The following is a 26,934-nucleotide window of genomic DNA, read 5'->3' on the forward strand; positions in this document are numbered from 1 at the left end:
CTCAACCTCCTCTTAAAGACTCAGGCCGAGCTTGCCGGCGCGTGCATCCAGTTGTTCGCGAATGTCGTCGATAGCGGCTTCGGCACCACTATCCAAGACCATTTGTGCCAAAGGCTTCAGGGCATCGATCATGGTGTCTCGCCACTCGCTGTACCACTGTGATAGCAACACCTGATTCTCCGCCGACTCCTTGGCAGCGATCTTGATGACGGCATCCACCCAGCGGTTATGCTCGCTACTCCAGTCGACCATGAACTCACATAACATGGAGAGTGGCGCTGCGTTGTGTTTCTGACCCTCGGTATCGAAGTGGTTGTAGACCAACGGGTAGATCAAACCGTCCATCACCAGAAACTGGGCCAGCAGGGCTTCAAACCAATCCTTCAACACCAGGCTATCCTCAACCGCCTTGCGGACACCCTGCCAGGCATCGGCCTCCATCCACTGCCTTTTGGCCTCATCGAGCAGTTCAGCATCACCATTGCCGAGCACCATGCCGATACGGGAGAGAATCTGCGCCATACCCAGACGGTCACCCGCGGTGAAGATCGCCGCTGAGGTGATGGCGGTACCATAGCCGGCATCGGAGATAGAGCAGGCATTCATATTCGCACCCCACTCATAGTGACGCAGGGGGATCAGATAGTTGACGATCATCTCCCGCCAGGCGGGATCGATATTGGCCAACATGTTGCGCTTCTCTTCGAAGGCGAAGTTACGCTCCGTAGTCTGGTGCATGTTGGCGCGGGCAATAGTGTAGGTGCCGTAGTAGAACTGGCGGGGATCCTTGAACAGATACCAGTCCTGCATCTTGATTGCGGTACGCCCCTCATCGAAGGTCCAATACTCCGGACCCCACAGGGGACGATAGTGGAAGTGCGTCGTTGCCTGGACATCATACATGCCCTCTTCATAACGGGATGCCGGCACATCGGAACCCAAGCGGCGGGCAACATGGGCAAAGGTCTGTCGCCTCGGCTCCACATTCATGGTTTTAATATCGATACTCATCGTCGAACGCTCCTCCAGTAAGTCATCGATTCAGATCAGGATGGGATGGATCTCGATAGAGGCCGGGACGACTGTCACCCCCCTCCACACTGCCGATCTCATCAGGACGTTGTATTAAAGTGGCTTGATGCTTCTCGCAGAAAGCCGTGAACTCTTGGTAGGGGAGGATCAATTCAACCGTCAGGTCTTCGTCGTTGATGGAAAATTCAAATTCAACGAACCTGCGCAACCGTTCACCGGTCACTCGGATATAGGCCTTGCCGATGTCCGGCACATACTCTCCCATCACTTGCTCCTCAATTTCAGCTAAATCACATTGAATGCGTAATTCGCCTGACTGCTGGTCATGAATAGAGGGCAGAATCTGTGCCAATAACACTAAAGCTTTGAATAAACAGTATTTTTAATTTACATGGAGGTCATTTCCAGATTCGCCGTTTCACCAACAGATAAAAAACAGTTCATCAAGTTGATCATTTAACCAAATAAACAATTAGCATCTTGGAAAATGCTGCGCGTGCACAATTTTTTACCCAGAACCCGGCTACTCGTGTTTGATGATTTTATTTACCCCCTATTTATTTTATGATTTGATAAAAATCACGATACAAACTATAAGAATCAGAGAACCCGAACGCATTTTCTCGGCACAAGCCACACACAGCCATTAGGGAGGATGGCCTCAACCAAAAACAGAAACCGGTAGGTAGCTTGCGACCGGCGGGAGGAGATATGTCATCCCAGATCAGCATCGCCGGCTTACCCTCGGAGGACCGAAATCTGCATCTGACATTCGATGCAGGCACAATTCTGCTAAACGATCAGCGCATGGTGCTGATGCATACCCACGCCATGGGGGCATTGCGCAAAGAGCTGATGGATACCCTGGGCATCGAACGGGCCAGGGGCGTCCTAACCCGCCTGGGATATGCTTCCGGCGCCAAGGATGCGGAGCTTGCCCGCAAGCTGCTGCCCGAATCCACGGATGAGGAACTATTGATGATGGGACCACGCCTGCACACCCTGGAGGGGGTGGTCCATGTCAAGCCCATCAAGATTGACATCGATATCCGACAACGCCATTTCTATGGTGAATTTCTGTGGGAGAACTCCCATGAAGCGGAAGAGCACCTGAAACTTTTCGGCATCCATCCCGATCCTGTCTGCTGGACCCAGATCGGTTACGCCTCCGGATATACCAGCGAGGTCATGGGCCGCTTCATTGCCTATCGCGAAGTGGACTGCCGTGCCAAAGGGGATCGACACTGTCGTATCGTCGGCAGGCCCATCGAGGAGTGGGACAACGCCGAAGAGGAGCGTCACTACTACCGTCCAGATCCTATGGCGGAACAACTGCTGGCGCTGCAGGACGAGGTCAATCACCTGCGTGATTCGCTTCAGGAGGATACCGGTATCGGTGACATGGTGGGGGCATCTCAATCCTTTATTCAGGCCTGCGATATGTTACGCAAGGTAGCTGACAGCCATGTCACTGTGTTATTACTCGGTGAAACCGGTGTCGGTAAAGAGATGTTCGCCCGCGCACTGCACAGCATCAGTCCATTGGCAAATAATCAATTCATTGCCATCAACTGCGCGACCATCCCGGACGAGTTGATCGAGGCAGAGCTGTTCGGTGTGGAAAAGGGCGCCTACACCGGCGCACAGCAGTCACGTCCCGGGCGTTTCGAGCGGGCCCATGGCGGCACCCTCTTCCTCGACGAAGTGGGTGAGCTTTCAATGAATGCACAGGCCAAGCTGCTGCGGGTGTTGCAGGAGGGAGAGATCGAGCGAGTCGGTGATACCCGTACCCGAAAGGTCGATGTACGGGTTGTCGCAGCGACAAATGTCGATCTGCAGGAGGCGGTGTCTGCAGGAAGATTTCGCTCCGATCTCTACTATCGATTGAATATCTATCCGGTAATCATCCCGCCCTTGCGTGAACGCAAGGAGGATATCCAACTGCTGGTAAGCCGATTTCTTGAGAAGTACACAGCCAGGCATGGCAAGCGCGTCAACGGCATCACGGAGGAGGCGCTGCAAGCACTGATGGATCACAACTGGCCGGGCAATATCCGGGAGTTGGAAAACATGATCGAGCGAGGCGTTATCATTGTCACCTCGGGAGACGCCATCGATCTCAAGGACCTGTTTCCCTGCCTCAACATGAGCCAGGAAGTCCCATTGCTCAGCAGCTTAAACGAAGCGGGAGGTGGTGACGTGGAATCCCTCGCCAGTCAGGTGATAGACCAATCCACCAGTCTCGAAGAGATGGAGACACTGTTGTTGGAGACAGCGGTCAAAAAGGCCAGTGGCAATCTGAGCCAGGCAGCACGTTTACTGGGCATCACCCGTCCCCAATTGGCCTATCGCTTGAAAAAGCGCGAACAGGAATAGGCAAAGGATTCCACCTCTCTGCATAGCGTCCATTACTGCCCGCAGGCCAGACCATAACTGATACCCATGCATTCAGCGCTATTTCTACAGATCCTACAGGTGACTCTGCCGGTATTCGGCATCGCGCTGCTTGGCTATCTATACGGCCGCCTTTGCGGCTCCGATATCCTCTCGGTGAACCGTATCAATATGCAGTTGTTCGTACCTGCGCTGCTGTTTTATGTCCTATCAGAGAAGATTCCCGACAGCCAGGAGTGGAGGACCATCGCCTGGGGCGCCCTGCTGATCATCATCATTTCGGGTATCGTTTCCCTACCCGCAATCCGCCTCCTGGGGATACGGCCAAGGGTGCTGCTGCCCTCCATGATGTTCAACAACGCCGGTAATCTTGGCCTCCCCTTGGCGGCGCTGGCTTTCGGCGATGCGCTGCTGCCCCTGGCAGTCGTCGCCTTTGTGGTCTCCACAAGTCTCCATTTCAGCCTCGGAATCTGGCTAGTCAGCGGCAGGCTCCACCCCACAGAACTGCTACGCAATCCGGTCTTCCTGGCCACCCTGGCGGGCGTGGTCGCCTACGCTTTCGACTGGCATACACCGAAGATTCTAATGCCAGGCCTGGTTATGCTTTCCGAGGTGGCGATTCCATTGATGCTGGTCTCCCTCGGTGTCCGCCTGATCCATATCGAGCTGCGCTACTGGAAGGCGGGGCTGGCCGGCGCCCTGCTTTGCCCATTGAGCGGATTGATTGGTGCGTGGCTGGCCATCAGCTGGCTGCAACCGAATGAGCAGATGCGGGATATCCTGCTGCTGTTCAGTATTCTCCCCCCCGCGGTGATGAACTATCTGCTTGCCGAGAGCTACCAGCAGTCACCCCATGAGGTCGCGGCAATGGTCGCCTTCGGTAATCTCGCAAGTTTGATTGTGATACCCATTGCCCTCGCCTTTATTTTGTGAACAGGCAGCGCGCAACCGCAGGTTGGCTACTCTGCGCAGCTGTTGTCTGCACCGCCGTCAACACCCTCTGGCCCCAACTCTCCAACAGCTGGGCCGGTCTCTTCACCTGGTGCGCAGGCATTCTCCTCTGGCCAGCATTACCCACCCACACCCGACGCCAGGTGATAATCCTCATTGGTATCGGTTCATTAGGTATTCTCTGGGGTATGTCACAGCATTTCACACCCGACTGGCTGATGATGCTCTCCGGTAACGCCCAACTGTTATCGATGTTGGCCGCCGTCAGTTTTCTACGTCTGGTCGCCCGCCCTGATGACAGCATGGACAGGGTGCTGCCACAAGGCAGGCGGGCGGTCTGGTCAACCCTGTTTGGGGTCCATCTGTTTGGCGCCGTGATCAATCTCTCTTCGGTCTTCATCATGGGGGACCGCCTGCGTCGCAAGGCAGGACTGGATCGCGAACAGAGCATTGTACTGACCCGCGGTTTCTCCGCCGCCGCATTCTGGTCACCCTTCTTTGCCGCAATGGCAGCCGCCATGACCTACGCCCCGGGTGCCCGGCTGGAACGTATCTGGTTGATGGGGATGCCGCTCGCATTAATAGCGCTTTTGATTACCGGCAAAGGCACGCGCAATCCCAAGGCGTTTGTCGGTTACCCCATGCACCCCTCGGCACTGGCGCTTCCTGCTGTGTTGGCATTGGCTGTGCTGGTGTTACATCAAGTGCGTCCCGATTGGCATATCCTGGGTATCATTTGCCTGCTGAGTCCAACACTTGCACTCATCGTTATCAGTGCACGCCGTCAACAGCCACGGCGCCGGCTACAGCGGCACATCAGCCAGGACATGCCCACCATGCACAATGAACTCAGCCTGTTTCTCGCCGCCAATGTCATGGCGGCTGGCCTGAATACGCTTTTTCAGGCACTGGGCGGGTGGCTGCCATTTAGCCATTTCGGTGGTCTGGAGGCCAGCATGACACTGGTGTTTATGCTGGTCACGTCGATTGCAGGTGTCCATCCGGTCATCAATATCGCCGCACTCGGTACCCTGCTGTCACCGCTACACCCCGACGGTACACTACTGGCAATGACCTTCCTTTCAGCCTGGGCGGTTGGCGTTGCATGCAGTCCGTTTTCCGGTATCAATCTTTCTATGCAGGGTCGCTACGGTCAACCCGGCCTGGCAAGCCTGAAATGGCACGGCAAATACAGCTTATTGATGTTTTTGTGCTCCCTGGCAGCACTCAATCTCTATGCCAAACTCGGACTCTAGACAAAACGGATATGAACTGCGTTTTCAGCTAGGGCCTGTTAACACTAATCCGATAGGCTCTGCTGGGGCTGTTTTTCCACCCAGCGGCGTTATCATTCGCTCATGTAGCGCTGCTACACCACGCTCATTCTGCCTTGCTGGACGAAAAAACAGCCCCAGCAGAGCCTATCGGATTAGTGTTAACAGGCCCTAGTATGTGAGGGATTTATGTGGCACATTGTTCGCTGTAACCATACGGCATGGAACAGATATGAAAGAAAAGTATATGGTTCTACCCAGCTCACGTTTTGATGACATTCGGCTAGTCAAGGTCCCCAAGGATCTCGATACCAACGAGGCATACCGTTTCGCAACCGGAATCATTGCTCAAGCAGAAGAGACAAACAGTGACTACCGTTGGGAGGACATCGCGGAGGCCCTCGAGGCACGTGGTTTCGAGCCTGTTGAGGCAATGATCGGACCCGCTCTGGACTGATACCAGGCCTGTTCAAACAGGCCTCTCAATAACTACTCAGTCAAGGTCTTCGTATTCATCCAGATCCATCTGCAGCAGAATGGCCTTGCGTAACAGCTTCTGCTCGTTTCTCAGGGTCTTTTTCAGACTGCTGATCTCCTTTTCCAGGTCCTGTATCCGATACACCAGCTCATCGGCATGTGCCACGGTCTGCGGGGAGGGCTGGGTTGCCGTTGCCTGATTGCCATTGACACCCGCCGCACTTGGGTGAAGCGGGGAGACGGAAGCGAGCTGAGGTGATTGCTCCTCGCCTTGAGTGGTGGGCGGATCAAAGCTGACCTCTTGCTCCAGCTCCTGCATCACCGAGAGTACTGCATCCTTCTCCAGGGTGTGGAGCTCTTCCAGACATCCATACAGCATCATTCTGTCGCACATCGCATTGATCCGGCGTGGCACACCACCAGTGAACTCATAGATCATGGGAAAGACCCCATCCGCAAAAGTGGGATCCTCTTTCCAGCCTACCAGCTGCAGTCGATGCAAGATGTACTTTTCCGTCTCCTCAATGCTTAACGGATCCAGGTGGTAGGAGGCGATGATGCGTTGCCGCACCTGCTCCATTCCCGGGCTCTGCAGGGTCCGTTTGAACTCCTCCTGACCGAGGAGAAAGGTCTGAACCAGGGCCTTGTTGTTGACCTGGAAGTTGGACAACATGCGCAACTCTTCGACCGACCGGGGTGGTAGATTCTGCGCCTCATCCACCACCAGCAACATCTGTTTTCCCTCCGCATGCCGGGCACGCGCTATGGCCTCCAGGTTATGCAATAGGGTTGCCTTGTTTAGCCCCTCGTGGGCCAGACCGAAAGAGGCGCATACCATACGCAACATATCGTCCGGATCAACCTGGGTTGTAACCAACTGAGCCGCCATGACATTCATACTACTCAGTTCATCGAACAGATTGCGCACCAGGGTGGTCTTACCGGTACCAATACCACCAGTAATGACGATAAAACCCTCTCCCTGCTCAAGACCATATCGCAAATAGGCCATGGCCCGATTATGGCCTTTACTATTGAAGAAGAACTTATGATCCGGCGTCAGCTGGAATGGTTTTCCGTCAAGCTTGTAAAAATCATCATACATGTGGATTTGCCTTATCTGATATCTGTGCTTCCTTGCATGTGCCGGCAACCAACCAAACACTTACGAAACAAAAGACCATACAAATCGTGGTCATTTGAATAGCTCAAGGAGTCAAGGGCCATCCCTTATCCAGACATTATGCTATGAATCACCTGTTTTGCCTACCACCGGCCAAAATCGCTATATGACAATTACATTGCAGAATCACACCATTTCAAGCCTAGGATACCGGCGAAATTGCACCGGCATCGCAATGCTGAAGTGGCGCTATCAGCAGGCTTGTGGCGATTACGGCCTTCCATGGACAGTGACTATCCGACATGCAAGATGGAACACCCTCACAGCTGAACGAATAATTGCACAAACAGCAGTTGACCCAGATCCAGGGAGTCTACTATCTTGCCACTATGCCCATCCAGCCTTCACCTTGGCCAGATCGGCTAAGATGCCACTACATAGATAAACGACCGACATAACAATATCGAGGAAAAATAGATGCTCAACCCTGGAGATAAAGCACCATCCTTTGAATTGCCAGACGCTGATATGCACATCATCAAGTCCAGTCAGTTTCTCGGTAACCAGAACCTGGTGATCTATTTCTATCCGAAAGACGATACCACCGGCTGCACCATTGAGGCACTGGAACTCTCTGACCTGATGGATGAGTTTTCAGCCATGGAGACCCAGGTAATAGGTATCAGCCGGGACAACTGTGTCAGCCACGCCGCATTCCGCGACAAACATGGCTTAACTGTACAGTTGCTGGCAGACACCGATGGAGAGGCGTGCAACGATTATGATGTTTGGCGGGAAAAGGAGAAAAATGGCGAAAAAAGAATGGGCATTCTTCGCTCGACGTTCATCATCGACAAAACAGGTATCATAAGAGAGACGTTGTATGATGTAAAACCAAAAGGGCATGCTGCCCAGGTTCTGGAGATGGTTAAAAAGCTCACATGATTAGTGACTAAGCAACCATGATGTACCCGTGAAAATTCGTACTCAGATACTGATTCTGCTGTTTCTCTTCGGTTTCGCGCCTTTGACAGCGATGGTACTGACGAATCTGCCATTTGTTCTGGAACGTCTCGAATTTTTCTATCACAAGGCCTATCTGCAGAACCTGCGTGCTGATTTCCGCGATCTTGATGAACATCTGGCAAGTCGTCACGAGATGTTGCGGCTGCTTGCAAAACTCCCTGAACCGGGTCTTATCCTGGGACAACGTGAACTGGAAGAGGGGCGGGAGCAGATTGACCAATCCAGGGTACGCTACACAAAGTGGATCAACCAGATTCTTCGAGACCATCTGGATATTTTCCAGATCCTATTCCTTGACCTTGAAGGCAATCCCCGATTCTGGTTGGAGTTGAATAGCCGCACTCAACAGTGGGAACCGACGATTAAAAAACCGGACATGCCTTCCAGGGATTTTTTTCAACATAACATCCACCAGGAGTATGGCCGGGTCGCAGTCAGCAAGATCAGTCTTAATCCAAATGCTTCCCAACTCGATCCCCGCCGCTTCATGACCCTGCGCATGATTAGCCCTATCATTGGCCCGGATCGTCAGGAGCGGGTGGCTCCATTGGGTGCGGTAGTGATCAATATCGATGTTGGGGGTATGGCTCGCGCCTACCGCAATACACTCTGGGTTACCAACGATGGGACATACCTGGATGAGCGCCTCAAGGGGAGTGCGAAGCCACGCGCCTTCGAAGAGTTCACCGGCCTACAGGCAATCTTCGAGAAAAAGAGCCTGGCACTCTGGGAAGGAGGACAAGGGAGACAGGTAATCTGGGTTCCGCTCTTCAGCACCGAGGGCTCAGGACCCTTATGGGTCGGACGACCAGTCGATCCCTCACCCCTGCATAAATTTCGCAATGTCCTGATCAGCCGGGTCATGACCATTGTAATCATCGCCTTGGTTATCCTGTTCATCGTCGCCCGCATTATCGCCTTGCGGGCAGAACAGTTCGGAAAAAAGCTGCGGGATGGAGTCGGACGGGTGCTGCGTGAAGACGAACCTGTGGCATTCAACTGGCGTGGGTCGCAGGAGCTACATCAGCTGGGGCAGCAGCTCACAGAACTGGCGGGGCATCATGCAAAGCAGGCCGAGGCACAACGCCAACATGCACGCCAGCTGGAGGAGTCCAATCGCTACAAATCCCAGTTCCTGGCCAATGTCAGCCATGAGCTGCGGACCCCTCTCAACTCCATCCTATTGCTCTCCAAGATGCTCAATGAGGCACCTGAGAATCTCACCACCGAACAGCGGGGGCAGTTGCAGGTGATTCACGAGGCTGGCCGGGATCTACGCGCCCTGATCGATAACATTCTCGATCTGTCGCGCATCGAGGCGGGAAAAGCCAGCATCAGTCTGCAGCAGATCCCGGTCAAACCGCTGGTTGCGGATCTCATTGAAATGGTCAAACCCCAGTTCGATGCCAAGGGCCTGCAGCTGACCCATGAATATGGGGATTCTCTGCCGGAAACCATTCTGTCGGATCAGTACAAGGTTCGTCAGATTCTGAAAAATTTCCTCTCCAATGCCCTCAAATTCACCCATCAAGGGGGCGCCAAGCTGCGCATCTTTATGCATCCCGAGGAGGAGGGGCATCCGCTCTGCTTCGCTGTCGAGGACAGCGGCGTGGGGATTCCCAAGAGTAAGCATGACCTGATCTTCGAGGCATTCAAACAGGCGGATGGCTCCACCAGCCGGCGTTTCGGTGGCACCGGCCTTGGGCTGAGCATCAGCCGCGAACTGGCCCACCTGCTAGGCGGCGAGGTCAGCCTTGATAGTGAGGAGGGGGCCGGCGCCAGATTCACCCTGTGCCTGCCCCTGGAACTCGACCACAGCACCCTCTCATCCCATCAAGTGGAGCTACAGACAGACCAGGAACCGCTACTGATACAGGAGGGGATCCCAACTTTGACCCTCACCTCGCAGCCAGAGCCCCTGATGACACCCTTTGCCGGCAACCGCATTTTGGTGGTGGATGATGATCTGCAGAGCCTGCTGGCACTCACCCCTTTACTGGAGGGCTGGGGGTTTGAGGTAACCGCAGCAGGTGACGGCCAGGAAGCGCTTGATACACTGAAAGATGACCCGGACTTCAACATAGTATTGATGGACATCATGATGCCGGAGCTGGATGGCTATGATACGATCAGACACATACGCAGCAAAATGCAGCTCGACACACTCAAAGTGATAGTCCTGAGCGCCAAGAATGCGGCCGAAGACCGCAAACAGTGCCTGGAGGCGGGAGCAGACGAAGTCTTGACCAAACCGGTCACCCCGGAGAAACTTCAGGCTCTTTTAAGGGTATATTTAGAGTCAGAATGAAGAGATACGCCGGTTTCAAACTCCTGATCGTGGATGACCACGCACACAACCTGTTTACCCTGCGCACACTGGTCGAGCGTTACATGGATGTGGAGATTCTGGAGGCCACCTCGGGTCAGCAGGCCCTAGACACCGCGGTCAAGGAGCCAGGTATCGATCTTATCATTCTGGATGTGCAGATGCCGGAGATGGACGGATTTCAGACCGCATCGATGCTGAAAATCCGCAAAAAGACCAAAGATATCCCGATTATCTTCCTCACTGCGGCGTTCAAAACAGAAGAGTTCCAACTCAAGGGCTATGAGGTCGGTGGCGTCGACTACCTGCTCAAACCCATCGATGACAACCAGCTGCTGAACAAGATCAGCACCTATTTCAGGCTTATCGAAAAAGAGCGTGAACTCAACAAGATCCTGGAACAAAAAGTGGCGGAAAGAACCGCCGAGCTGGCCGCCGCGCACCAGCACCTGGAGAACATCATTACCTATATGGGCGAGGCATTACTGGTGCTCAATCCCGAGGGGGAGATCGAATCGGTCAACCCCGCTGCCTGTAAGATGCTCGACTACAGTGAAGCCGACCTGCTGAAGATGTCCATCGGGGATGTTTTCGAAGAGGAGGCCGAGGAGCAGGCCGGGGCCTTTTTCGGCACCTGGCTGGAGGCGTTGATACGCACCGGGGCCTTGAGCCGAATCGAGGCCAGCTTTATCGCCAAAGATGGACGTCGCGTACCCATCCTTTTCTCCCGCACCGCAGTTAAAGACAACGCGGGAAATATCAGCCATATTATATGTATCGCAAAGGATATGACAGGTTATATCCGCGAAATGGATGCGGTGCAAAACGCATCCGAAGGAGCTTGAAACAATGAACGAGCCAATCGATCCGCGCCTGACTGAAGAAGAAGATACCTCGCTCACCGCCAATGCCCTCAAGGCCATGGCCCATCCGTTGCGTTGGAAGATTCTCTGCTCACTGGGGGAGAGTGAACTCTCAGTTGGCGAAATCGTAGAACGAACCGGTACCTCCCAGAGCAATATCTCACAACACCTCGAGCAGCTGCGAAATAAAAACATCGTGGTATCACGCAAAGAGGCAAACCGCATCTACTACCGGATCCGCAACCACCAACTGCTGGATCTGATCGGCATCATGCGGAATGTACTCTGCCCCGCCAATCTCGATGACCGTTATCCAAGATAGGCAAAGATACTGACAACGATGGACGACCGTATTATCGATCTTGAGAGCCGCTTGGCTTTTCAGGAAGAGGCCATACATACCCTCAGCGAGACCCTGGTGGAACAGCAACAAACGATCGACTCACTGAGCAGGAGCGTGGATACCCTGCGTCAGAAACTGCAGGCATTGGAGCCGTCTCCGCTGCAGTCCGGTGAAACGGAACCGCCCCCACCTCATTACTAAACATGCAACGCCCCATGGACTCTCATCTACTTTGCTAACGATCTGGTTGCAGGCTGATTCGATACGGCTTTTGCAGCAGGGACGACCCTATACATCACACATAAATACACATGAAACACAGCGCACTATTACATACCCTGTTATTGCTGCTGTTGCACGCCTCTTACATCAATGCAGGGACGATGGATAGATTGGCTGAATCGGGCCGTGTGCACCCCGGAAAAAGCGCAGTCTATGTCCTGGAGAAAGGGGAAGAGTCACTTTTGACACGGGCCTGGCTGACCCAAACAGCAGCGCAAGCCATCGATGTGCAGTATTTTATCTGGAGTACCGACATTATCGGCACCTTGGCCAGCGAAAGCCTGCTCAGTGCCGCCGAACGGGGTGTCAGGGTACGGGTGATCGTGGATGACCTGCTGATCGACGCCGAGCCGGAGACCTTGCTTTCGCTGAATGCCCATCCCAATATCCAGATCAAGATCTACAATCCGCTACACTCCGTGGGTCGGGGGTTTCTCTCCCAGCTCTGGCAACTGATCACCGACTTTCGCGGTTCAAATCAACGCATGCATGACAAAGTGGTGATCTATGACCAAACCCTCGCCATCACCGGCGGGCGCAATATGGCGGATGAGTATTACGACTATGATCATACCTATAACTTTCGCGACCGGGATGTGATGGTAGCCGGCGCCGTGTTACCCGAGATACAACAGAGCTTCGATGCCTTTTGGCAAAGCCCGCTCTCGGTTCCCCTCGACAACCTGTTGGCGGATGAGAAGCAAAGGCTGACGCAAGACCAAGTCCACCGCTTCACCGACTGGCTCCATCAATATGCCCAAAATCCAGGGAATTTTGCCCCTGAAGTGCGTGACGCCATCACTGACATGGGCAGGCGTTTCGACAATATTATTACCATGATGCACTGGACCAGCGTGGAATATCTTCGTGATATCCCCGGCAAGAACAGCAGTACCGATGGGCTTGATGGCGGCGGACAAACAACCACTTCATTGATTAATCTGTTATTGGAGGCGCAACATCAGATTCTTATTGAAAGCCCCTACCTGATCATGCCGGAGGGGGGTTTTGAATTTTTTTCCGCATTAGTGGCAAAAGGCATCGATATCGCCATAGTTACCAACTCCCTCGCATCCACTGATAATCTGCAGGCCTATTCGGGCTATGAGAAACAGAAACAGCGACTCCTGGATCTCGGCATCAAGATCTTTGAATTCAAGCCCAGGCCAGGCATCTATCGCCATCTCATCGATCGTCATGAATCGTTGGGGAAGGAGGTACCGATATTCGCCCTGCATGCCAAGTCATTGGTTATCGATGACCAAGTTACCTACATCGGCACGTTCAATTTCGATCCCAGGTCCGCGAACCTCAATACGGAAGTCGGGTTGGTGATACGTGACGAGAGGATTGCACAACAGGTGGCCCAGGCGATTCGCCAGGATATGGCGCCGGAAAACAGCTGGCAGGCAAGTGTCTCTGATCAGCACCAGGAAGTCGGCTTGAGTAAAAAGTTAAAAGTGAATCTCTGGGGCTTGCTGCCCCTCGAGCCCATCCTCTGACACATGCCCTGTTTTAACCGCTATCCTTGCTGGATTCGCTCAACACTTCTCGAGTATCACACTGCCCACCGAGTAACCGGCGCCAAAGGAACTCAGCAGCCCCTTGTCGCCAGATGACAAGTCGTCGCTATAGAGATGAAAAGCGATAATCGATCCAGCAGAACTGGTGTTGGCAAAGCGATCGAGAACGATGGGCAGCTCCTGGTCATCGGGATCACGACCGAGTAATTTTTTAGCTGCAAAAAGGTTCATGGTCAGGTTAGCCTGGTGCAGCCAATAACGCTTTATATCCGACGCCTCCAGTTGCATCTGCTGCAGATGATCATGAATCACGCTGCTGACCAGAGGCAGCAACTCCTTGAATACCTTGCGGCCATTCTGTCTGAATAGCTTGTCGTTGCTGTCCCGGGTCTCCGCATGGCAGTTGTTCAAAAAACCAAAATTATTACGAATGTTGTTGGAGAACTCGGTTTTGAATTGTGTGCCCAGTATACGGAAGGCGCTGTCCGAACGGCAGCCCGCTTCGGCCTCGACCACCACCGCGGTGGCCACATCGCCAAAGATGAAGTGGCTGTCACGATCACGAAAATTGAGATGGGCCGAGGTAATCTCCGGATTGATCACCAACGCGCAACGGGCCGTACCCGAGCGTATTGCATCCGCGGCGGCACCTATGCCGAAAGTGGCCGATGAGCAGGCCACATTCATATCATAGCCATAGCCTGAGCAACCCAGGTGATGCTGGATCTCGATGGCGATTGCCGGGTAAGCGCGCTGCAGATTGGAACAGGCCACGATCACAAGATCGATCTCTTGCGCCTTGCGACGGGCGCGTTCAAGGGCCTGCTCTGCCGCCGCCACACCGATCTCGCCGAGCAGGCAGAGCTCCTCATCCGCCCTCTCAGGGATATTCGGACGCATCCGCTGTGGATCGAGAATACCCTCTTTATCAACAACAAAGCGGCTCTTGATACCGGAGGCCTTGACGATAAACTCGTTGCTAGAATATTCCAACGCCGCCAGTGTTCCGGAGGCTATTTCGTCGCTATGCTGGGAGTTGTATAGATCCACATACTGGTTGAATGTCTGTACTAACTCTTCATTACTTATGCTATGCGGCGGAGTGTAGAGTCCACTACCGCTTATTAGGATATCAGTCACTTCTGTTCCTCAATATTCTTCACATCACAGCTAACGACGACCATTTCCTCCTGGAAATAATTTAAAAACGAGTATTCCTATAGCGTATATTACACCATCATTCTCTTGTTGAAGCCTATACACTCATAAACGGTCATAGAATGGATTATCGGAAGCATACTTTGCAGCGTGATTAGCCAGGATGCGCAGAATTTAACGCTCTTAACCGATTATATCTCCTCCAGATCAGCAGCAGGGACATAAAATTTCATCCCGTTCTGCCTGAAACCCAACCAACGCCCATTCTCATTTGTAACTTCAAAATTAAAGTTGTAATAACTCTGAGCTGGCATATCGGCCATCTTTTTAGCCGATTTATCAGGTGAAATATAGATCGCTGTTGTTCTGACCGCCAAATATTTTGAAGATTTTATCTTTGTGGTTTTTACAGCCGGGATCAGCTTCAGATTATTTGCCTGTGTGTAATATTGAGTTCCTTTCTGCTTGAAGCCCAACCAGCGTTCACCCTCCACCTCAATTTCCAGGCTGAACTTCTGCACGACATCGGGATCCATTGTACCCATGGATTGCATGCGCATGTCCGGGCGAGTGTAGAGATGAGTCTTGTTAATGACTAAATACTGCTGCGGCGTAATGCGACTTGCTGCAACCTTAGGAAACATCTCGCTTTCTTTGGGCGGTTTGACATAGGCAAGCTTCATACGACGCAGCAGTTTGCGCGCCTTCATATAACCACTGATGACCGAGCCGTCGTCCACCACTATCATGGGTGTGCCCTTAACCTCCAACTGCTTACCTAAATCGAAGTTTTTCTTAACCGGATTGGAGCAGTCTACCGGCTTCAACACCATCCCCATCTTAGCATCTGTCAACGCGCTCTTCGGATCGTCCGCGCAGTAGACCGAGACATATTTTTTATAGCTGTCCGAGCCTATTCCGGCACGGGGAAATGCCACATAACGCACATCCACGCCAGAGGCATTCAATACCGGCACTTCCGCGTGCAGCTTTCTACAATACCCACAATCGATGTCAGTAAACACGGTGATATGACGCTGCTTAGCGATCGAATCGTAAACAATCATTTCATCAGATGGGATAGCATCGGTTTGGCTCTTGTACTCACTTTCAGTGAGTGCATAGAGTGGTGTAGCGATCGATAGTAAGAGTGTTATTGCAACTACAGCTGCGATGTCCCTCATTACAGGTACTCCTCCCTCAATTTTCAAAAGCAGCCTATTCAATTTATCAGGCTTGGAGACGGGACATGGCAATATCGAAACCAATAACCATAAATACAGCTCTGACTGAGATATGCATTCCCATGCTGGAGCCTCTGAATTAACCAGAGGCCCCTGCAATGGGTGAGGTCATTCGACCTTTGTCAGGCTTCCGACCGCAATATCACATGGATCGCTAAGCCCATCGGTAAACCACCTGTAGACCAACTCGTTTTCTGATTGGTCTGTCAACTCAACTATGCCCTGGTCACAACAGACATTGGTGCCGAAAGTTATCGTCTCCCTGAACTGTAATTGTGCATCACTCTCCTCCATCAGAGTGAGATATCCGCCACAGTTCAATGACGGATACTCAATAAGCTGCTGATCGAGCTGGAGATCGATGCTTATGGTCCATGAAATCCCGGGCTGTTGTCCCTCGCCTTCCCAGAGCCCGACCTTGCCCGCCAAACCGTCTCCTATCGGCGGTTCGGTCTGGTCGTTCAGCGCATTCAACGTACTTTGCAGATGCGCAATAGCCTGATCCGCATCGATGAGAGTTGTACAGGTTGAATTTTGCTGACCCCCATTGGCAACCAGGTTTGCAACCTTTGAATCAAAGTCTGGATCTTCAAAATCGATCTCCATTCCGGTCGCCGCAAGCAGTGCTTCACCACTGATGGTAATACCGTTGTCCGGATCACAGTCCTGGTCCAAGGATTGCAGAAGCCTCGCCATGTTGACCACGCCCATGTCGTTGATATCTTCCACGCCTGCAAGTTCCAACGGGGTCAGAATGTGAGCGGCAGTAACCGCGGGAAACTCCAGGTCGCCGAGGCCGAATACCACCGTCTCACCCGCCAGGTAGCTAAACTCACCATTGGCATTGGTAACACCGCTTCTCGATTGGGTGTAGTAGGTCAAACCAGCACAGGCGCTATCGAGAAACCGTCCGGTCAAGACCTCCCCATCCGATGAGCCGCCCGATCCCCCGCCGCAACCGTTGATCAATAACAGGGCCACTACTCCAAGTCCGCGTGCTGTATAATTCTCCTGTCTCATCTCCCTACCCCTATTCAATTAAATCCAAGTTTGAATAATATTTTGCAAATAAGGGTTCGTAACCTACGTATATACGTAGCCCTCACCGTTAACGTGAACTTAATCCAATGCGATGTATCCCTGGGCGGTGGCAAAATGGACCGCAGCGGTAATACTTCCGGTTTTGAATTTCTGCAAAATACTGCGGGTATGAAAATCGACTGTGTGGTAGGAGATTATCAGCCTGTCGGCCACTTCCGACTTGGTCAGTCCGGATGCCAGCCATCTTAGAATCTCCGCCTCTCTGGGCGTCAGCTTGATACGGCGTGTCCGACTTGAAGTTTTTTCGTTAAGGCTCCAATAACAGGCATAAAACTGGATGGAAAGGTTGTGGATAGCCCAAAGGGCCTGGGTATCAAAGGGGACTCCTTTGCAAGAACTGGCAACACCAATGCCGGCGGTAGTGCCACCAGGCCCATGCAGGGGTATACCCAAGCCATCATGGAGATGGGCATCGGCGGCCTCTTCAAATAGCACCTGTTGCCGCTTGCTCAACACCTGCCTGGCCAGCAGTTGCTTCCAACTGAAGGGATAGAGCCCTCTCTTGGCCTCCATTCTTACCGGGTCATCCTCGTCATAACCCTGTGACAGGTAGTACTCAACCCAATCTTCAGGATAGCTGCTTAGTACCCCATGCTGGGCTGATTGATGAAGTCTCGGGTGATCCGATAACAGTGCCAGCAGCACTCGATCATAACCGTATGATTCTACCGCCCGGGAATAGGCATCGAAGAGCCGCCCTACTCCAGCGGCGTTTTGCATGTCGTCGATCACATCCTCTATCTTCATCCTTCACAACCCCCTGTCGATTCGGATAGCCACTAATGGCGATGCTTCAGCGCAACCTAGACTATAGCGCCAGCATTATCAAATCCCTATTGATCTACAGCAAGTGGCTTGGATTCAATCGCCGTGATAGAGATCCACATCCATTTTCGGTGGCATCTGCAGATGGAAGCCTTGGGAACGTAGATTTTCAATTACCACGACAACATCCTCACGGGCGAGCTTTCGCTGCTCAGTCAAGGCTATCTCCATGACCTGTATCGGTGTGCCGAAGCGCTTCAGTAACGCTTCCGGCACACATGAAAAGTCATCTTCCTTAGCTGTGTAGAGGTACATCTCATCCTTGCGTGGACTGCGGTAGATCCAGCAGGGCAGCTCCGAAACGCTCACTTTACAGCTTCGGTAACCGATAGGATTGGCATCTGTTTCAGACGCCAGATATCCCGATTGTACTCCTCAATTGTGCGGTCAGTGGAGAAACGACCGCTCTTGGCACTGTTCAGGATACTCATACGGGTCCACTGCTTCTGATCCTGATAGGCCTTTGCCGCCTGTTCCTGGGCGTCGATGTAACTCCGGAAATCGGCGGCCGTCATCCAGGCGTCGTATGGATTGCGGATCGACTCGATAACGGGATCGAAAATACCGGGTTCGAACTGGTTGAAGTAACCACTCTCCAGCAACTGCATGACCCGTTTTAGATCCTTGTCCTGATCGATAATCCGGTTGGGCATATAGTGGTGGCGCAACTCCTCCACCTCTTTGCTGGCAAGACCGAACAGAAAGAAGTTGGATTCACCGACCTCCTCCAGGATCTCTATATTGGCGCCATCCAGGGTACCGATGGTGACCGCACCGTTCATCATGAATTTCATATTCCCGGTGCCAGATGCCTCCTTGCCCGCGGTGGAGACCTGCTCCGACAAGTCGGTTCCCGGGGCAATCACCTCCATCGCCGATACCCGGTAGTTGGGTATAAAAGCGACCTTCAGCAGATCACCCACCTGAGTATCATTGTTCACCACCCTGGCAACACTGTTAACCAGTTTGATAGTGAGCTTGGCCATTTGATAGCCAGGTGCTGCCTTGCCACCAATCAGCACACATCGCTTAGTCCAGTTCTTTGTGTCTCCGGCCTTGATGCGATTGTAGAGGTGGATGACATGGAGGATATTCAACAATTGACGTTTATACTCATGGATCCGTTTCACCTGCACATCGAACATGGCATCGGTGTCGAACCCCACATTGCAATCAACCTTGACCAAGTCCGCCAGGCGCTGTTTGTTGTCCCGTTTGACCTGCTGCCATTTGCCTTGGAATGAGGCGTCCTCAGCATAGGCGTGCAACTTCTCCAGTGCCGGAAGATCGGATATCCAACCATTCCCCACAGTCTCATCAAGCAGTCTGCGCAGTCCCGGGTTGCATGCGGCGAGCCAGCGCCTCGGCGTGACACCATTGGTTTTATTGTTGAAACGCTGTGGCCAGAAGTCGTTGAAATCCTGGAACAGCCCTTGTTTCAGTAACTTGGTATGCAGGGCTGCAACCCCATTGACAGAGAAACTGCCAACGATGGCCAGATAGGCCATTCGCACCATCGGAGATTCACCCTCTTCGATAATCGACATCCGCCGCAAACGGTCGGTATCCCCAGGCCATCGCAATGCAACCTGACTGAGGAAGCGCGCATTGATCTCGTAGATGATCTCCAACAGCCTCGGCAACAGGCACTCAAACAGTGTTACCGGCCAGCGTTCAAGTGCCTCGGGCAGTAGCGTATGATTGGTATAGGCCATGGTCTTGCCGGTAATATCCCAGGCCTGGTCCCAACTCAGTCCATGCTCATCCATCAATTGACGCATCAGTTCCGCCACTGAGATGCTGGGATGGGTATCGTTTAGCTGAAAGCAGTTCTTGTCAGCGAAGTCATGGAAGCTACTATGGTTCTCAGTCCACTCCCTGATCACATCCTTGAGACTTGCGGAGGCAAGAAAGTACTGCTGGCGTAGCCTCAACTCCTTGCCATTTTCACTGGCGTCGTTCGGGTAGAGCACCATGGTGATATGCTCTGCATTGTTCTTCGCCTCAACCGACTCGGTATAACTGCCGGCGTTGAACTCTTCCAGATTGAATTCGTCTGTCGCCGCCGACTTCCACAAGCGCAGGGTGTTAACCGTACCGTTGCGGTAACCCGGCACCGGCAGATCGTAGGGCACAGCCAGTACGTCCTGGGTATCGACCCAGCGTACAGAACCATTGATATGCTCGGTGTGACCGCAGAACTTGATGCGTTGGGTATACTCAGGACGCTCAAGTTCCCAGGGATTGCCGTCCCGTAACCAATGGTCGGGATCCTCGATCTGAAAACCGTTGGCGATATGCTGACGGAACATGCCATATTCATAACGCAATCCATAACCCCTGACCGGGAGTTCCAGGGTAGCGCAACTATCGAGAAAACAGGCTGCCAGACGTCCCAGGCCACCATTGCCAAGCCCGGCGTCGGGCTCGCTTTCACGAATGTCATCCAGATTGATACCCAACTCGATAAAGGCCTGGCTGACCTGTTCACTCACATCAAGATTGAGGATGGCGTTGCTCAGGGTACGCCCCATGAGAAATTCCAGCGAAAGGTAGAATGTCCGCTTGCAATCCTCTTCCTCGTAGGTGGAACGGGTGTTTTTCCAGCGCTCGATCAAGCGGTCCCGGACCGCTAAGGCGAGAGCCTTATAGGGATAGTGACTGGAAGTACAGTGATCGTCCCGACCCAGGGTATGGGCGAAATAGCGGCGAAAATCGAATCCGATGGCCTCCGCATCCATGCCCAGTGGAGGCAGCGGGGCCAAAGGGTTGCATGCCTGCTTCATCGGCTTGGCAACGGGGGTCTCTCTATTTGGCATCGTACTCTCCACATTGACACAAAAGCCGCTGGGATCCATACCCACCGGGTCTCAGGTTGACAGTTACCAGCGAGGCAGATCGGTCGTTCCCATGAGATATTCATCCACCGCGCGCGCAGCCTGGCGTCCTTCGCGGATTGCCCAAACCACCAGGGATTGACCACGCCGCATGTCGCCAGCGGCATACACACCGTCGATGGAGGTTTTATAGGCGCTTCCTCCGTCGGTCGATGCCTTGACGTTACCGCGACCATCGAGTTCTACACCCAGTTCTTCGAGCATGCCTTCATGAACCGGGTGGACAAAGCCCATTGCGAGGGTCACCAGGTCTGCCTTGATCTCGAATTCAGAATCGGCGACTTCGCTCATTTTCCAGGCGCCGCTCTCATCCTTCTCCCACTCGACCTTGATACATCGCACACCCGCAAGGTTGCCTTCACCGTCATCCAGGAAGGCCTTGGTAGCGATCTGCCACATGCGCTCGCACCCCTCCTCCTGAGAGCTTGAGGTACGCATCTTGTTTGGCCAATCCGGCCAGGTGGTACCCTTATGCTCCTTTTCAGGGGGTTTCGGCAGGATCTCCAACTGGGTGACGGAGGCCGCCCCATGTCGGTTCGAGGTACCGATACAGTCAGATCCCGTGTCACCACCACCGATGACAACCACATGCTTGCCTTCAGCAGAGATAAAGTTGTCCACCTTGTCGCCCTGAACCCGGTGGCTGTTGCTGCGCAGGAAGTCCATGGCGAAATGGACACCGTTCAACTCACGCCCGGGGATCGGCAGGTCACGGGGTTTTTCCGAGCCACCGGTCAATAGGATCGCATCAAAATCATCCATCAACTGTTTACCGGGTATATCGACACCGATATGGATACTTGTCTTGAACTCGACCCCCTCGGTGCGCATCTGGGCCATGCGACGATCGATCACTTTCTTATCCAGTTTGAAGTCGGGGATGCCATAGCGCAACAGACCGCCGATACGGTTCTGCTTTTCATACAACACCACTGCGTGCCCCGCCCTGGCGAGTTGTTGCGCGGCTGCCATGCCCGCCGGTCCTGAACCTACAACCGCGATCCGTTTACCACTCTTATGATCGGCAATCTGGGGTTTCACCCAACCCTCGCTCCAGGCCTTTTCGATAATACTGTACTCTATGGTCTTGATGGTAACCGGCTCATCATCCAGATTCAGGGTGCAGGCCGCCTCGCAGGGTGCAGGACAGATGCGTCCGGTGAATTCAGGAAAGTTATTGGTACTGTGCAGCACATCGATCGCCGCACGCCAATCACCCCGGTAAACCAGGTCGTTCCAATCCGGAATAATATTATTTACCGGACATCCGTTGTGACAGAAGGGAATGCCACAGTCCATGCAACGTGCGCCCTGCTGACTGACATTCTCCTCGCTCATGGGTATCACGAATTCGTTGTAGTGGATGATACGATCCGCCACAGGCGCATAGGTCCTGTCCTGCCGAGCAATCTCTTTAAATCCTGTTGGCTTACCCATCTTTTAGTAGCTCCCCTGACTGGCTGCCGAATCAGCGCGTTGCGCCTGCATCTCTTTCAACGCACGTCGATACTCAACCGGCATAACCTTGACAAACTTTGGCAGCGTACTCTCCCAGTTATTGAGAATCCGCTTTGCGACCTCCGAATTGGTGTAGTGTAGATGACGCTCTATCAGCTGTTTCAAACGCAGGGCATCGAAACGCGTCATATCGCGGCTAAGATCCACCAGACCGTGGCTCTCGAGATCTCCACCTTGATGATCCAGGGCTTCGAGGGCATCGTCCTCCTCCTCGATCGGCTCCAACTCAACCTGTGCCAGGTTGCAGCGTTCGCTGAAGTCACCGGCCTCGTCCAAAACATAGGCGATACCGCCGGACATTCCCGCGGCGAAGTTACGTCCGGTAGGACCGAGACAGACCACTACCCCACCGGTCATATATTCACAACCGTGATCACCGACCCCTTCAACGACCGCGGTGACACCCGAGTTGCGCACACAGAAACGCTCCCCGCCGACACCTCGGAAATAACATTCACCACTGATGGCACCATACAGCACCGTATTACCGACAATGATGTTCTCTTCCGCCTTGCCGATGCCGGCATTTTCCGGCGGATAGATCACCAGGCGCCCACCCGAGAGGCCCTTGCCTACATAGTCGTTGCCTTCACCGGCCAGCTCAATGGTCACACCCTTGGCCACCCAGGCGCCAAAGGATTGTCCAGCGGTGCCGCTGACTTTGATGTAGATCGTATCGTCCGGCAATCCCGCATAGCCATACTTCTCTGCCACTCGCCCAGACAACATGGTGCCGAAGGTACGATTGTAGTTGTGGATATCGATAGCGATCTTCACCGCCTCGCCCTTTTCGAGGGCGGGTTGGGCACGCTTGATCAGCTCCAGATCCATCGCCCTATCGAGTCCGTGATCCTGGGTTTCGCGGTTGTAGAGGGCCACATCCGGCGCTGCCTCCGGCTTGCTCAACAGACGGCTGTAGTCGAGCCCCTTCGCCTTCCAGTGCTTGATCGCTTGACGCATATCGAGTCGGTCGCTTTGACCAACCATTTCATTCCAGGTCCTGAAACCGAGCTCCGCCATCAACCTGCGTGCCTCTTCGGCGACGAAGAAGAAGTAGTTGATGACGTGTTCAGGCTCCCCGGTGAAGCGTTTGCGCAACTCCGCATCCTGGGTGGCAATGCCCACCGGGCAGGTATTGAGATGGCACTTGCGCATCATCAGACACCCCTCGGCAATCAATGGCGCGGTGGCGAAACCGATCTCATCGGCCCCGAGCAGGGCAGCCACAACCACATCCCGTCCGGTTCTCATACCCCCATCCGCCTGGACCGCGATACGCCCGCGCAACTTGTTCAGCACCAGGGTCTGATGGGTCTCCGCCAAGCCAATCTCCCAGGGTGAACCGGCATGCTTGATAGAGGTCAGGGGGCTGGCACCGGTGCCGCCGTCATAACCCGAAATCGTCACATGATCCGCATGGGCCTTGGATACGCCTGCGGCGACGGTTCCGACACCCACCTCCGACACCAGCTTCACCGAGATGCGGGCATTGGGATTGACGTTTTTCAGATCGTGGATCAGCTGCGCCAGGTCCTCAATCGAGTAGATATCATGGTGTGGTGGCGGTGAGATCAGACCCACCCCAGGGGTGGAGTGGCGCACCCGGGCAATCTGCTGATTGACCTTGTGGCCTGGCAACTGGCCACCCTCACCGGGCTTGGCGCCCTGGGCCATCTTGATCTGGATATCATCCGCGTTGACCAGATACTCGGTGGTAACGCCGAAACGCCCGGAAGCGACCTGTTTGATAGCTGACCGCTCCGGATTCCTGCTTCCGTCCTCGAGGGGATTGAAGCGTTCCGGCTCCTCGCCTCCCTCACCGGTATTGGATTTACCCCCGATGGCGTTCATCGCCTTGGCCAGGGTCGAATGGGCCTCATAGGATATTGAACCGAATGACATGGCACCGGTGGCGAATCGCTTGACGATCTCACTGGCCGGCTCCACCTCCTCCAGTGGCAAGGGCTGCTCGGCACGCTTGAACTCGAACAGTCCTCGCAAGGTCAATAGAATCTCGTTTTGGGAATTGATGGCATCGGCGAAGGACTGATAGGTGTCCCAGTCGTTACTGCGCACGGCATGCTGCATCCTGGCGATGGTCTCCGGGGTCCAGTTATGATCTTCGCCACGCAGTCTGTAGGCATAGTCGCCACCCACGTCGAGATGCTTTTTATAGATCTGCTGATCACCATAGGCCTTGTCATGCCATTTAACCGCCTCGGCGGCGATCTCATTCAGACCCGCACCCTCGATGGTGGTGGTGGTACCGGTAAAGAAGGCATCGATAAAGCCGCTGGAGAGACCCACCGCATCGAATATCTGGGCACCGCAATAGGATTGATAAGTGGAAATGCCCATCTTGGACATGACCTTTTTCAGGCCCTTACCCACCGCCTTGATATAGCGTCTCTGGGCCTCGGCAAATGCCAGCGGCTCGCTCAGAGAGGGCAGCAACGCCTGAATGGTATCGAAGGCCAGATAGGGGTTGACCGCCTCTGCGCCATAACCTGCAAGGGTAGCGAAGTGGTGCACTTCCAAGGCCGAACCTGTCTCAAGCACCAGTCCCGATTCGGTACGCAGACCCTTGCGTATCAAGTGATGATGTACCGCCGAAGTGGCGAGTAAAGCGGGGATGGCGATATTATCCGCATCCACCCGACGATCGGAGAGAATCAGGATATTGAAACCCTCGCGCACCCTCTGCTCGGCCTGCTCACACAGCTTGGTGAGAGCGGCTTGCATCCCTTCGGCACCGCTCATGGAGGGATAGACCATAGCCAGGGTCTTGGTTCTGAACGCACCCCCGGTGTTGTCTTCAATATGGCGAATACGCTCCAGATCCTCATTCGTCAGTACCGGCTGTGAGACCTCCAGGCGCATATGATCCCCGGCATCCGCCATATTCAGCAGATTTGGCCTGGGACCTATCAGACTGACCAGAGACATAACCAGCTCTTCCCGAATCGGGTCGATAGGTGGATTGGTCACCTGGGCAAAATTCTGTTTGAAGTAGGTAGACAGGTGCTTGGCCCGCAGGGAGAGTACAGAGGGTGGATTGTCCGCACCCATGGAACCGGTAGCCTCCTGCCCCGTCAGCACCATCGGTGTCAGCAGGAACTTAATATCCTCCTGGCTGTAACCGAAGGCCTGTTGCGCATCCAGCAGATTATCATCATCCGGCGCCATCGGGGCCACATCCGAAGGCAGTGAATCGAGATGGATCTGGGTCTGATCCAGCCAATCCTGATAGGGCTTCGCGACAGCGAGCTCGGCCTTGATTTCGGCATCATCGATGATACGCCCCTGATCCAGGTCGATGAGAAACATCTTGCCGGGCTGCAGACGCCATTTTTTTACGATCTTCTCTTCGGGTATGTCCAGCACACCCATCTCGGAGGCCATCACCACCAGGTCGTCATCGGTAATAAGGTAACGGGCGGGACGCAGACCATTGCGATCCAGGGTCGCACCGATCTGGCGACCATCGGTAAATGCAACCGCGGCCGGGCCATCCCAGGGCTCCATCAGCGCGGCATGGAACTCATAAAAGGCACGCCGCTGGTCATCCATCAACTTGTTGCCACCCCAGGCCTCGGGGATCAGCATCATCATCGCATGGGCCAGGGAGTAACCACCGGCAACCAGTAACTCCAGCGCATTGTCAAAACAGGCCGAGTCTGATTGACCTTCGGGAATCAACGGCCAGATCTTCTCCAGATCCTCACCCAAAACCTCGGAAGCCATGGAGTTCTTGCGCGCGCGCATCCAGTTGACATTGCCGCGCAGGGTGTTGATCTCCCCATTGTGGGCGATCATGCGGAATGGGTGGGCAAGGTCCCAGGTCGGAAAGGTGTTGGTGGAAAAACGCTGATGCACAAGGGCCAGGGCCGATTGCATGCGTTCATCCTGCAGATCCAGGTAGTACTCACCTACCTGATTCGCCAGCAGCATCCCTTTATAGACCAGGGTCCTGGATGAAAATGAGGTAAAGTAGAAATCACTCCCCCCCTCCAGTTCAGCCTTGCTGATACGATTCTCGATCTGTTTACGGATTACAAACAGTTTGCGTTCGAAGGCGTCCTGATCCTTGCAGTTATCACCTCGGGCGACAAACACCTGGCGCACCTGGGGTTCAGTGGGAATGACACTTTCGCCCAACCCGCTGTTTATCACCGGGACATCGCGCCAGCCAATCAGCTTTTGCGCCTCGCCAGCGATAAGAGACTCAATCGTCTCTTCACACTCGGCACGGCTTGCTGAGTTTTGCGGCAGAAAAACCATGCCAATGGCATAGTCACCCTCCGCCGGCAATTCGAAATCGACCACACCCCGAAAAAAGGCATCCGGAATCTGCAGCAAGATACCTGCCCCGTCACCGGCCTTTGGATCGGCACCAACCGCCCCACGGTGAGTCAGGCGATCCAGTATTTCCAGACCCTGGCGTACTGTATCGTGGCTCTTCACACCTTTGATATTGGCAACAAAACCAACACCACAGGCATCATGTTCATTAGCGGGATCATAAAGACCCTGTTTCGGTGGTAAAGCACCTTGGCTCATTACGCAAACCTCATTTT

21 protein-coding genes are annotated in these 26,934 nt (G+C 53.9%); 10 read left to right on the forward strand and 11 right to left on the reverse strand.

Going from position 1 to position 26,934, the window contains the following annotated elements; translation table 11 throughout:
* Positions 1 to 12: 12 nt before the first annotated feature.
* Together R2K28_RS19675 and R2K28_RS19680 are read right to left on the reverse strand one after the other, a co-directional pair.
* On the reverse strand, positions 13 to 1,011 hold the full coding sequence (locus R2K28_RS19675) for an aromatic/alkene monooxygenase hydroxylase subunit beta (protein WP_316367158.1): 999 nt from the start codon (positions 1,009 to 1,011) through the stop codon (positions 13 to 15).
* 22 nt (positions 1,012 to 1,033) lie between these two features.
* Positions 1,034 to 1,297 (reverse strand): phenol hydroxylase subunit, encoded by a 264-nt coding sequence (locus tag R2K28_RS19680; protein ID WP_316367159.1) that lies wholly within the window; start codon positions 1,295 to 1,297, stop codon positions 1,034 to 1,036.
* Positions 1,298 to 1,743: 446 nt separating this feature from the next.
* On the opposite strand from R2K28_RS19680, the gene R2K28_RS19685 reads away from it, so the two are divergent.
* From R2K28_RS19685 to R2K28_RS19700, 4 genes are all read left to right on the forward strand, one after another.
* Positions 1,744 to 3,408: a sigma 54-interacting transcriptional regulator gene (locus R2K28_RS19685; RefSeq protein WP_316367160.1), complete on the forward strand. Its 1,665-nt coding sequence runs from the start codon at positions 1,744 to 1,746 to the stop codon at positions 3,406 to 3,408.
* A 66-nt stretch (positions 3,409 to 3,474) separates the two neighbouring features.
* Complete coding sequence (locus R2K28_RS19690) at positions 3,475 to 4,359, forward strand: AEC family transporter (RefSeq protein WP_116447471.1); 885 nt, start codon at positions 3,475 to 3,477, stop codon at positions 4,357 to 4,359.
* Entirely contained in the window at positions 4,356 to 5,633 is a 1,278-nt protein-coding gene (locus R2K28_RS19695) for a hypothetical protein (protein WP_316367162.1), read from the forward strand. The genes R2K28_RS19690 and R2K28_RS19695 overlap by 4 nt, the downstream gene beginning before the upstream one ends.
* Positions 5,634 to 5,883: 250 nt before the next feature.
* A complete protein-coding gene (locus R2K28_RS19700) occupies positions 5,884 to 6,108 on the forward strand; it encodes a hypothetical protein (RefSeq protein ID WP_116447469.1) in 225 nt (74 codons plus the stop codon).
* A 36-nt stretch (positions 6,109 to 6,144) separates the two neighbouring features.
* On the opposite strand, the gene R2K28_RS19705 is transcribed toward R2K28_RS19700, so the two are convergent.
* The gene (locus R2K28_RS19705) at positions 6,145 to 7,233 is read right to left on the reverse strand and encodes an XrtA/PEP-CTERM system-associated ATPase (protein WP_316367164.1); all 1,089 of its coding nucleotides are present in this window, start codon (positions 7,231 to 7,233) and stop codon (positions 6,145 to 6,147) included.
* A gap of 495 nt (positions 7,234 to 7,728) precedes the next feature.
* On the opposite strand from R2K28_RS19705, the gene R2K28_RS19710 reads away from it, so the two are divergent.
* The 6 genes from R2K28_RS19710 to R2K28_RS19735 all read left to right on the forward strand — a co-directional run bounded on the left by R2K28_RS19710 (position 7,729) and on the right by R2K28_RS19735 (position 13,593).
* The gene (locus R2K28_RS19710) at positions 7,729 to 8,196 is read left to right on the forward strand and encodes a peroxiredoxin (RefSeq protein WP_316367165.1); all 468 of its coding nucleotides are present in this window, start codon (positions 7,729 to 7,731) and stop codon (positions 8,194 to 8,196) included.
* Positions 8,197 to 8,224: 28 nt separating this feature from the next.
* Entirely contained in the window at positions 8,225 to 10,585 is a 2,361-nt protein-coding gene (locus R2K28_RS19715) for an ATP-binding protein (protein ID WP_316367167.1), read from the forward strand.
* A complete protein-coding gene (locus tag R2K28_RS19720; protein WP_316367168.1) occupies positions 10,582 to 11,448 on the forward strand; it encodes a response regulator in 867 nt (288 codons plus the stop codon). The genes R2K28_RS19715 and R2K28_RS19720 overlap by 4 nt, the downstream gene beginning before the upstream one ends.
* 4 nt (positions 11,449 to 11,452) lie before the next feature.
* A complete protein-coding gene (locus R2K28_RS19725; protein ID WP_116448733.1) occupies positions 11,453 to 11,788 on the forward strand; it encodes an ArsR/SmtB family transcription factor in 336 nt (111 codons plus the stop codon).
* 18 nt (positions 11,789 to 11,806) lie between these two features.
* Positions 11,807 to 12,010 (forward strand): SlyX family protein, encoded by a 204-nt coding sequence (locus R2K28_RS19730; protein ID WP_316367170.1) that lies wholly within the window; start codon positions 11,807 to 11,809, stop codon positions 12,008 to 12,010.
* A 110-nt stretch (positions 12,011 to 12,120) separates the two neighbouring features.
* Positions 12,121 to 13,593, forward strand: a complete 1,473-nt coding sequence (locus tag R2K28_RS19735; RefSeq protein WP_316367171.1) for a phospholipase D family protein — start codon at positions 12,121 to 12,123, stop codon at positions 13,591 to 13,593.
* A gap of 39 nt (positions 13,594 to 13,632) precedes the next feature.
* Here the strand turns inward: R2K28_RS19735 and R2K28_RS19740 are convergent, their stop codons facing one another.
* The 8 genes from R2K28_RS19740 to gltB form a co-directional block, all read right to left on the reverse strand.
* Positions 13,633 to 14,754 carry a beta-ketoacyl-ACP synthase III gene (locus R2K28_RS19740; protein WP_316367172.1) on the reverse strand — a complete coding sequence of 374 codons (1,122 nt, stop codon included), beginning with the start codon at positions 14,752 to 14,754 and terminating at the stop codon, positions 13,633 to 13,635.
* 209 nt (positions 14,755 to 14,963) lie between these two features.
* Entirely contained in the window at positions 14,964 to 15,956 is a 993-nt protein-coding gene (locus R2K28_RS19745; RefSeq protein WP_316367174.1) for a thioredoxin fold domain-containing protein, read from the reverse strand.
* 168 nt (positions 15,957 to 16,124) lie between these two features.
* Entirely contained in the window at positions 16,125 to 17,036 is a 912-nt protein-coding gene (locus R2K28_RS19750; RefSeq protein WP_316367176.1) for a hypothetical protein, read from the reverse strand.
* Positions 17,037 to 17,135: 99 nt separating this feature from the next.
* A complete protein-coding gene (locus R2K28_RS19755; RefSeq protein ID WP_316367178.1) occupies positions 17,136 to 17,864 on the reverse strand; it encodes a helix-turn-helix transcriptional regulator in 729 nt (242 codons plus the stop codon).
* Positions 17,865 to 17,978: 114 nt separating this feature from the next.
* Complete coding sequence (locus tag R2K28_RS19760; protein WP_316367179.1) at positions 17,979 to 18,251, reverse strand: YcgL domain-containing protein; 273 nt, start codon at positions 18,249 to 18,251, stop codon at positions 17,979 to 17,981.
* Positions 18,248 to 20,728 carry a glycogen/starch/alpha-glucan phosphorylase gene (locus tag R2K28_RS19765; RefSeq protein ID WP_316369785.1) on the reverse strand — a complete coding sequence of 827 codons (2,481 nt, stop codon included), beginning with the start codon at positions 20,726 to 20,728 and terminating at the stop codon, positions 18,248 to 18,250. The genes R2K28_RS19760 and R2K28_RS19765 overlap by 4 nt, the downstream gene beginning before the upstream one ends.
* A 96-nt stretch (positions 20,729 to 20,824) precedes the next feature.
* Positions 20,825 to 22,276, reverse strand: a complete 1,452-nt coding sequence (locus R2K28_RS19770) for a glutamate synthase subunit beta (protein WP_316367181.1) — start codon at positions 22,274 to 22,276, stop codon at positions 20,825 to 20,827.
* Positions 22,277 to 22,279: 3 nt separating this feature from the next.
* The gene (gene gltB, locus R2K28_RS19775) at positions 22,280 to 26,917 is read right to left on the reverse strand and encodes a glutamate synthase large subunit (protein WP_316367183.1); all 4,638 of its coding nucleotides are present in this window, start codon (positions 26,915 to 26,917) and stop codon (positions 22,280 to 22,282) included.
* Positions 26,918 to 26,934 lie beyond the last annotated feature (17 nt).

The sequence above is a fragment of the Candidatus Thiodiazotropha sp. CDECU1 genome (assembly GCF_963455295.1).
GTDB lineage: Bacteria > Pseudomonadota > Gammaproteobacteria > Chromatiales > Chromatiaceae > Thiodiazotropha.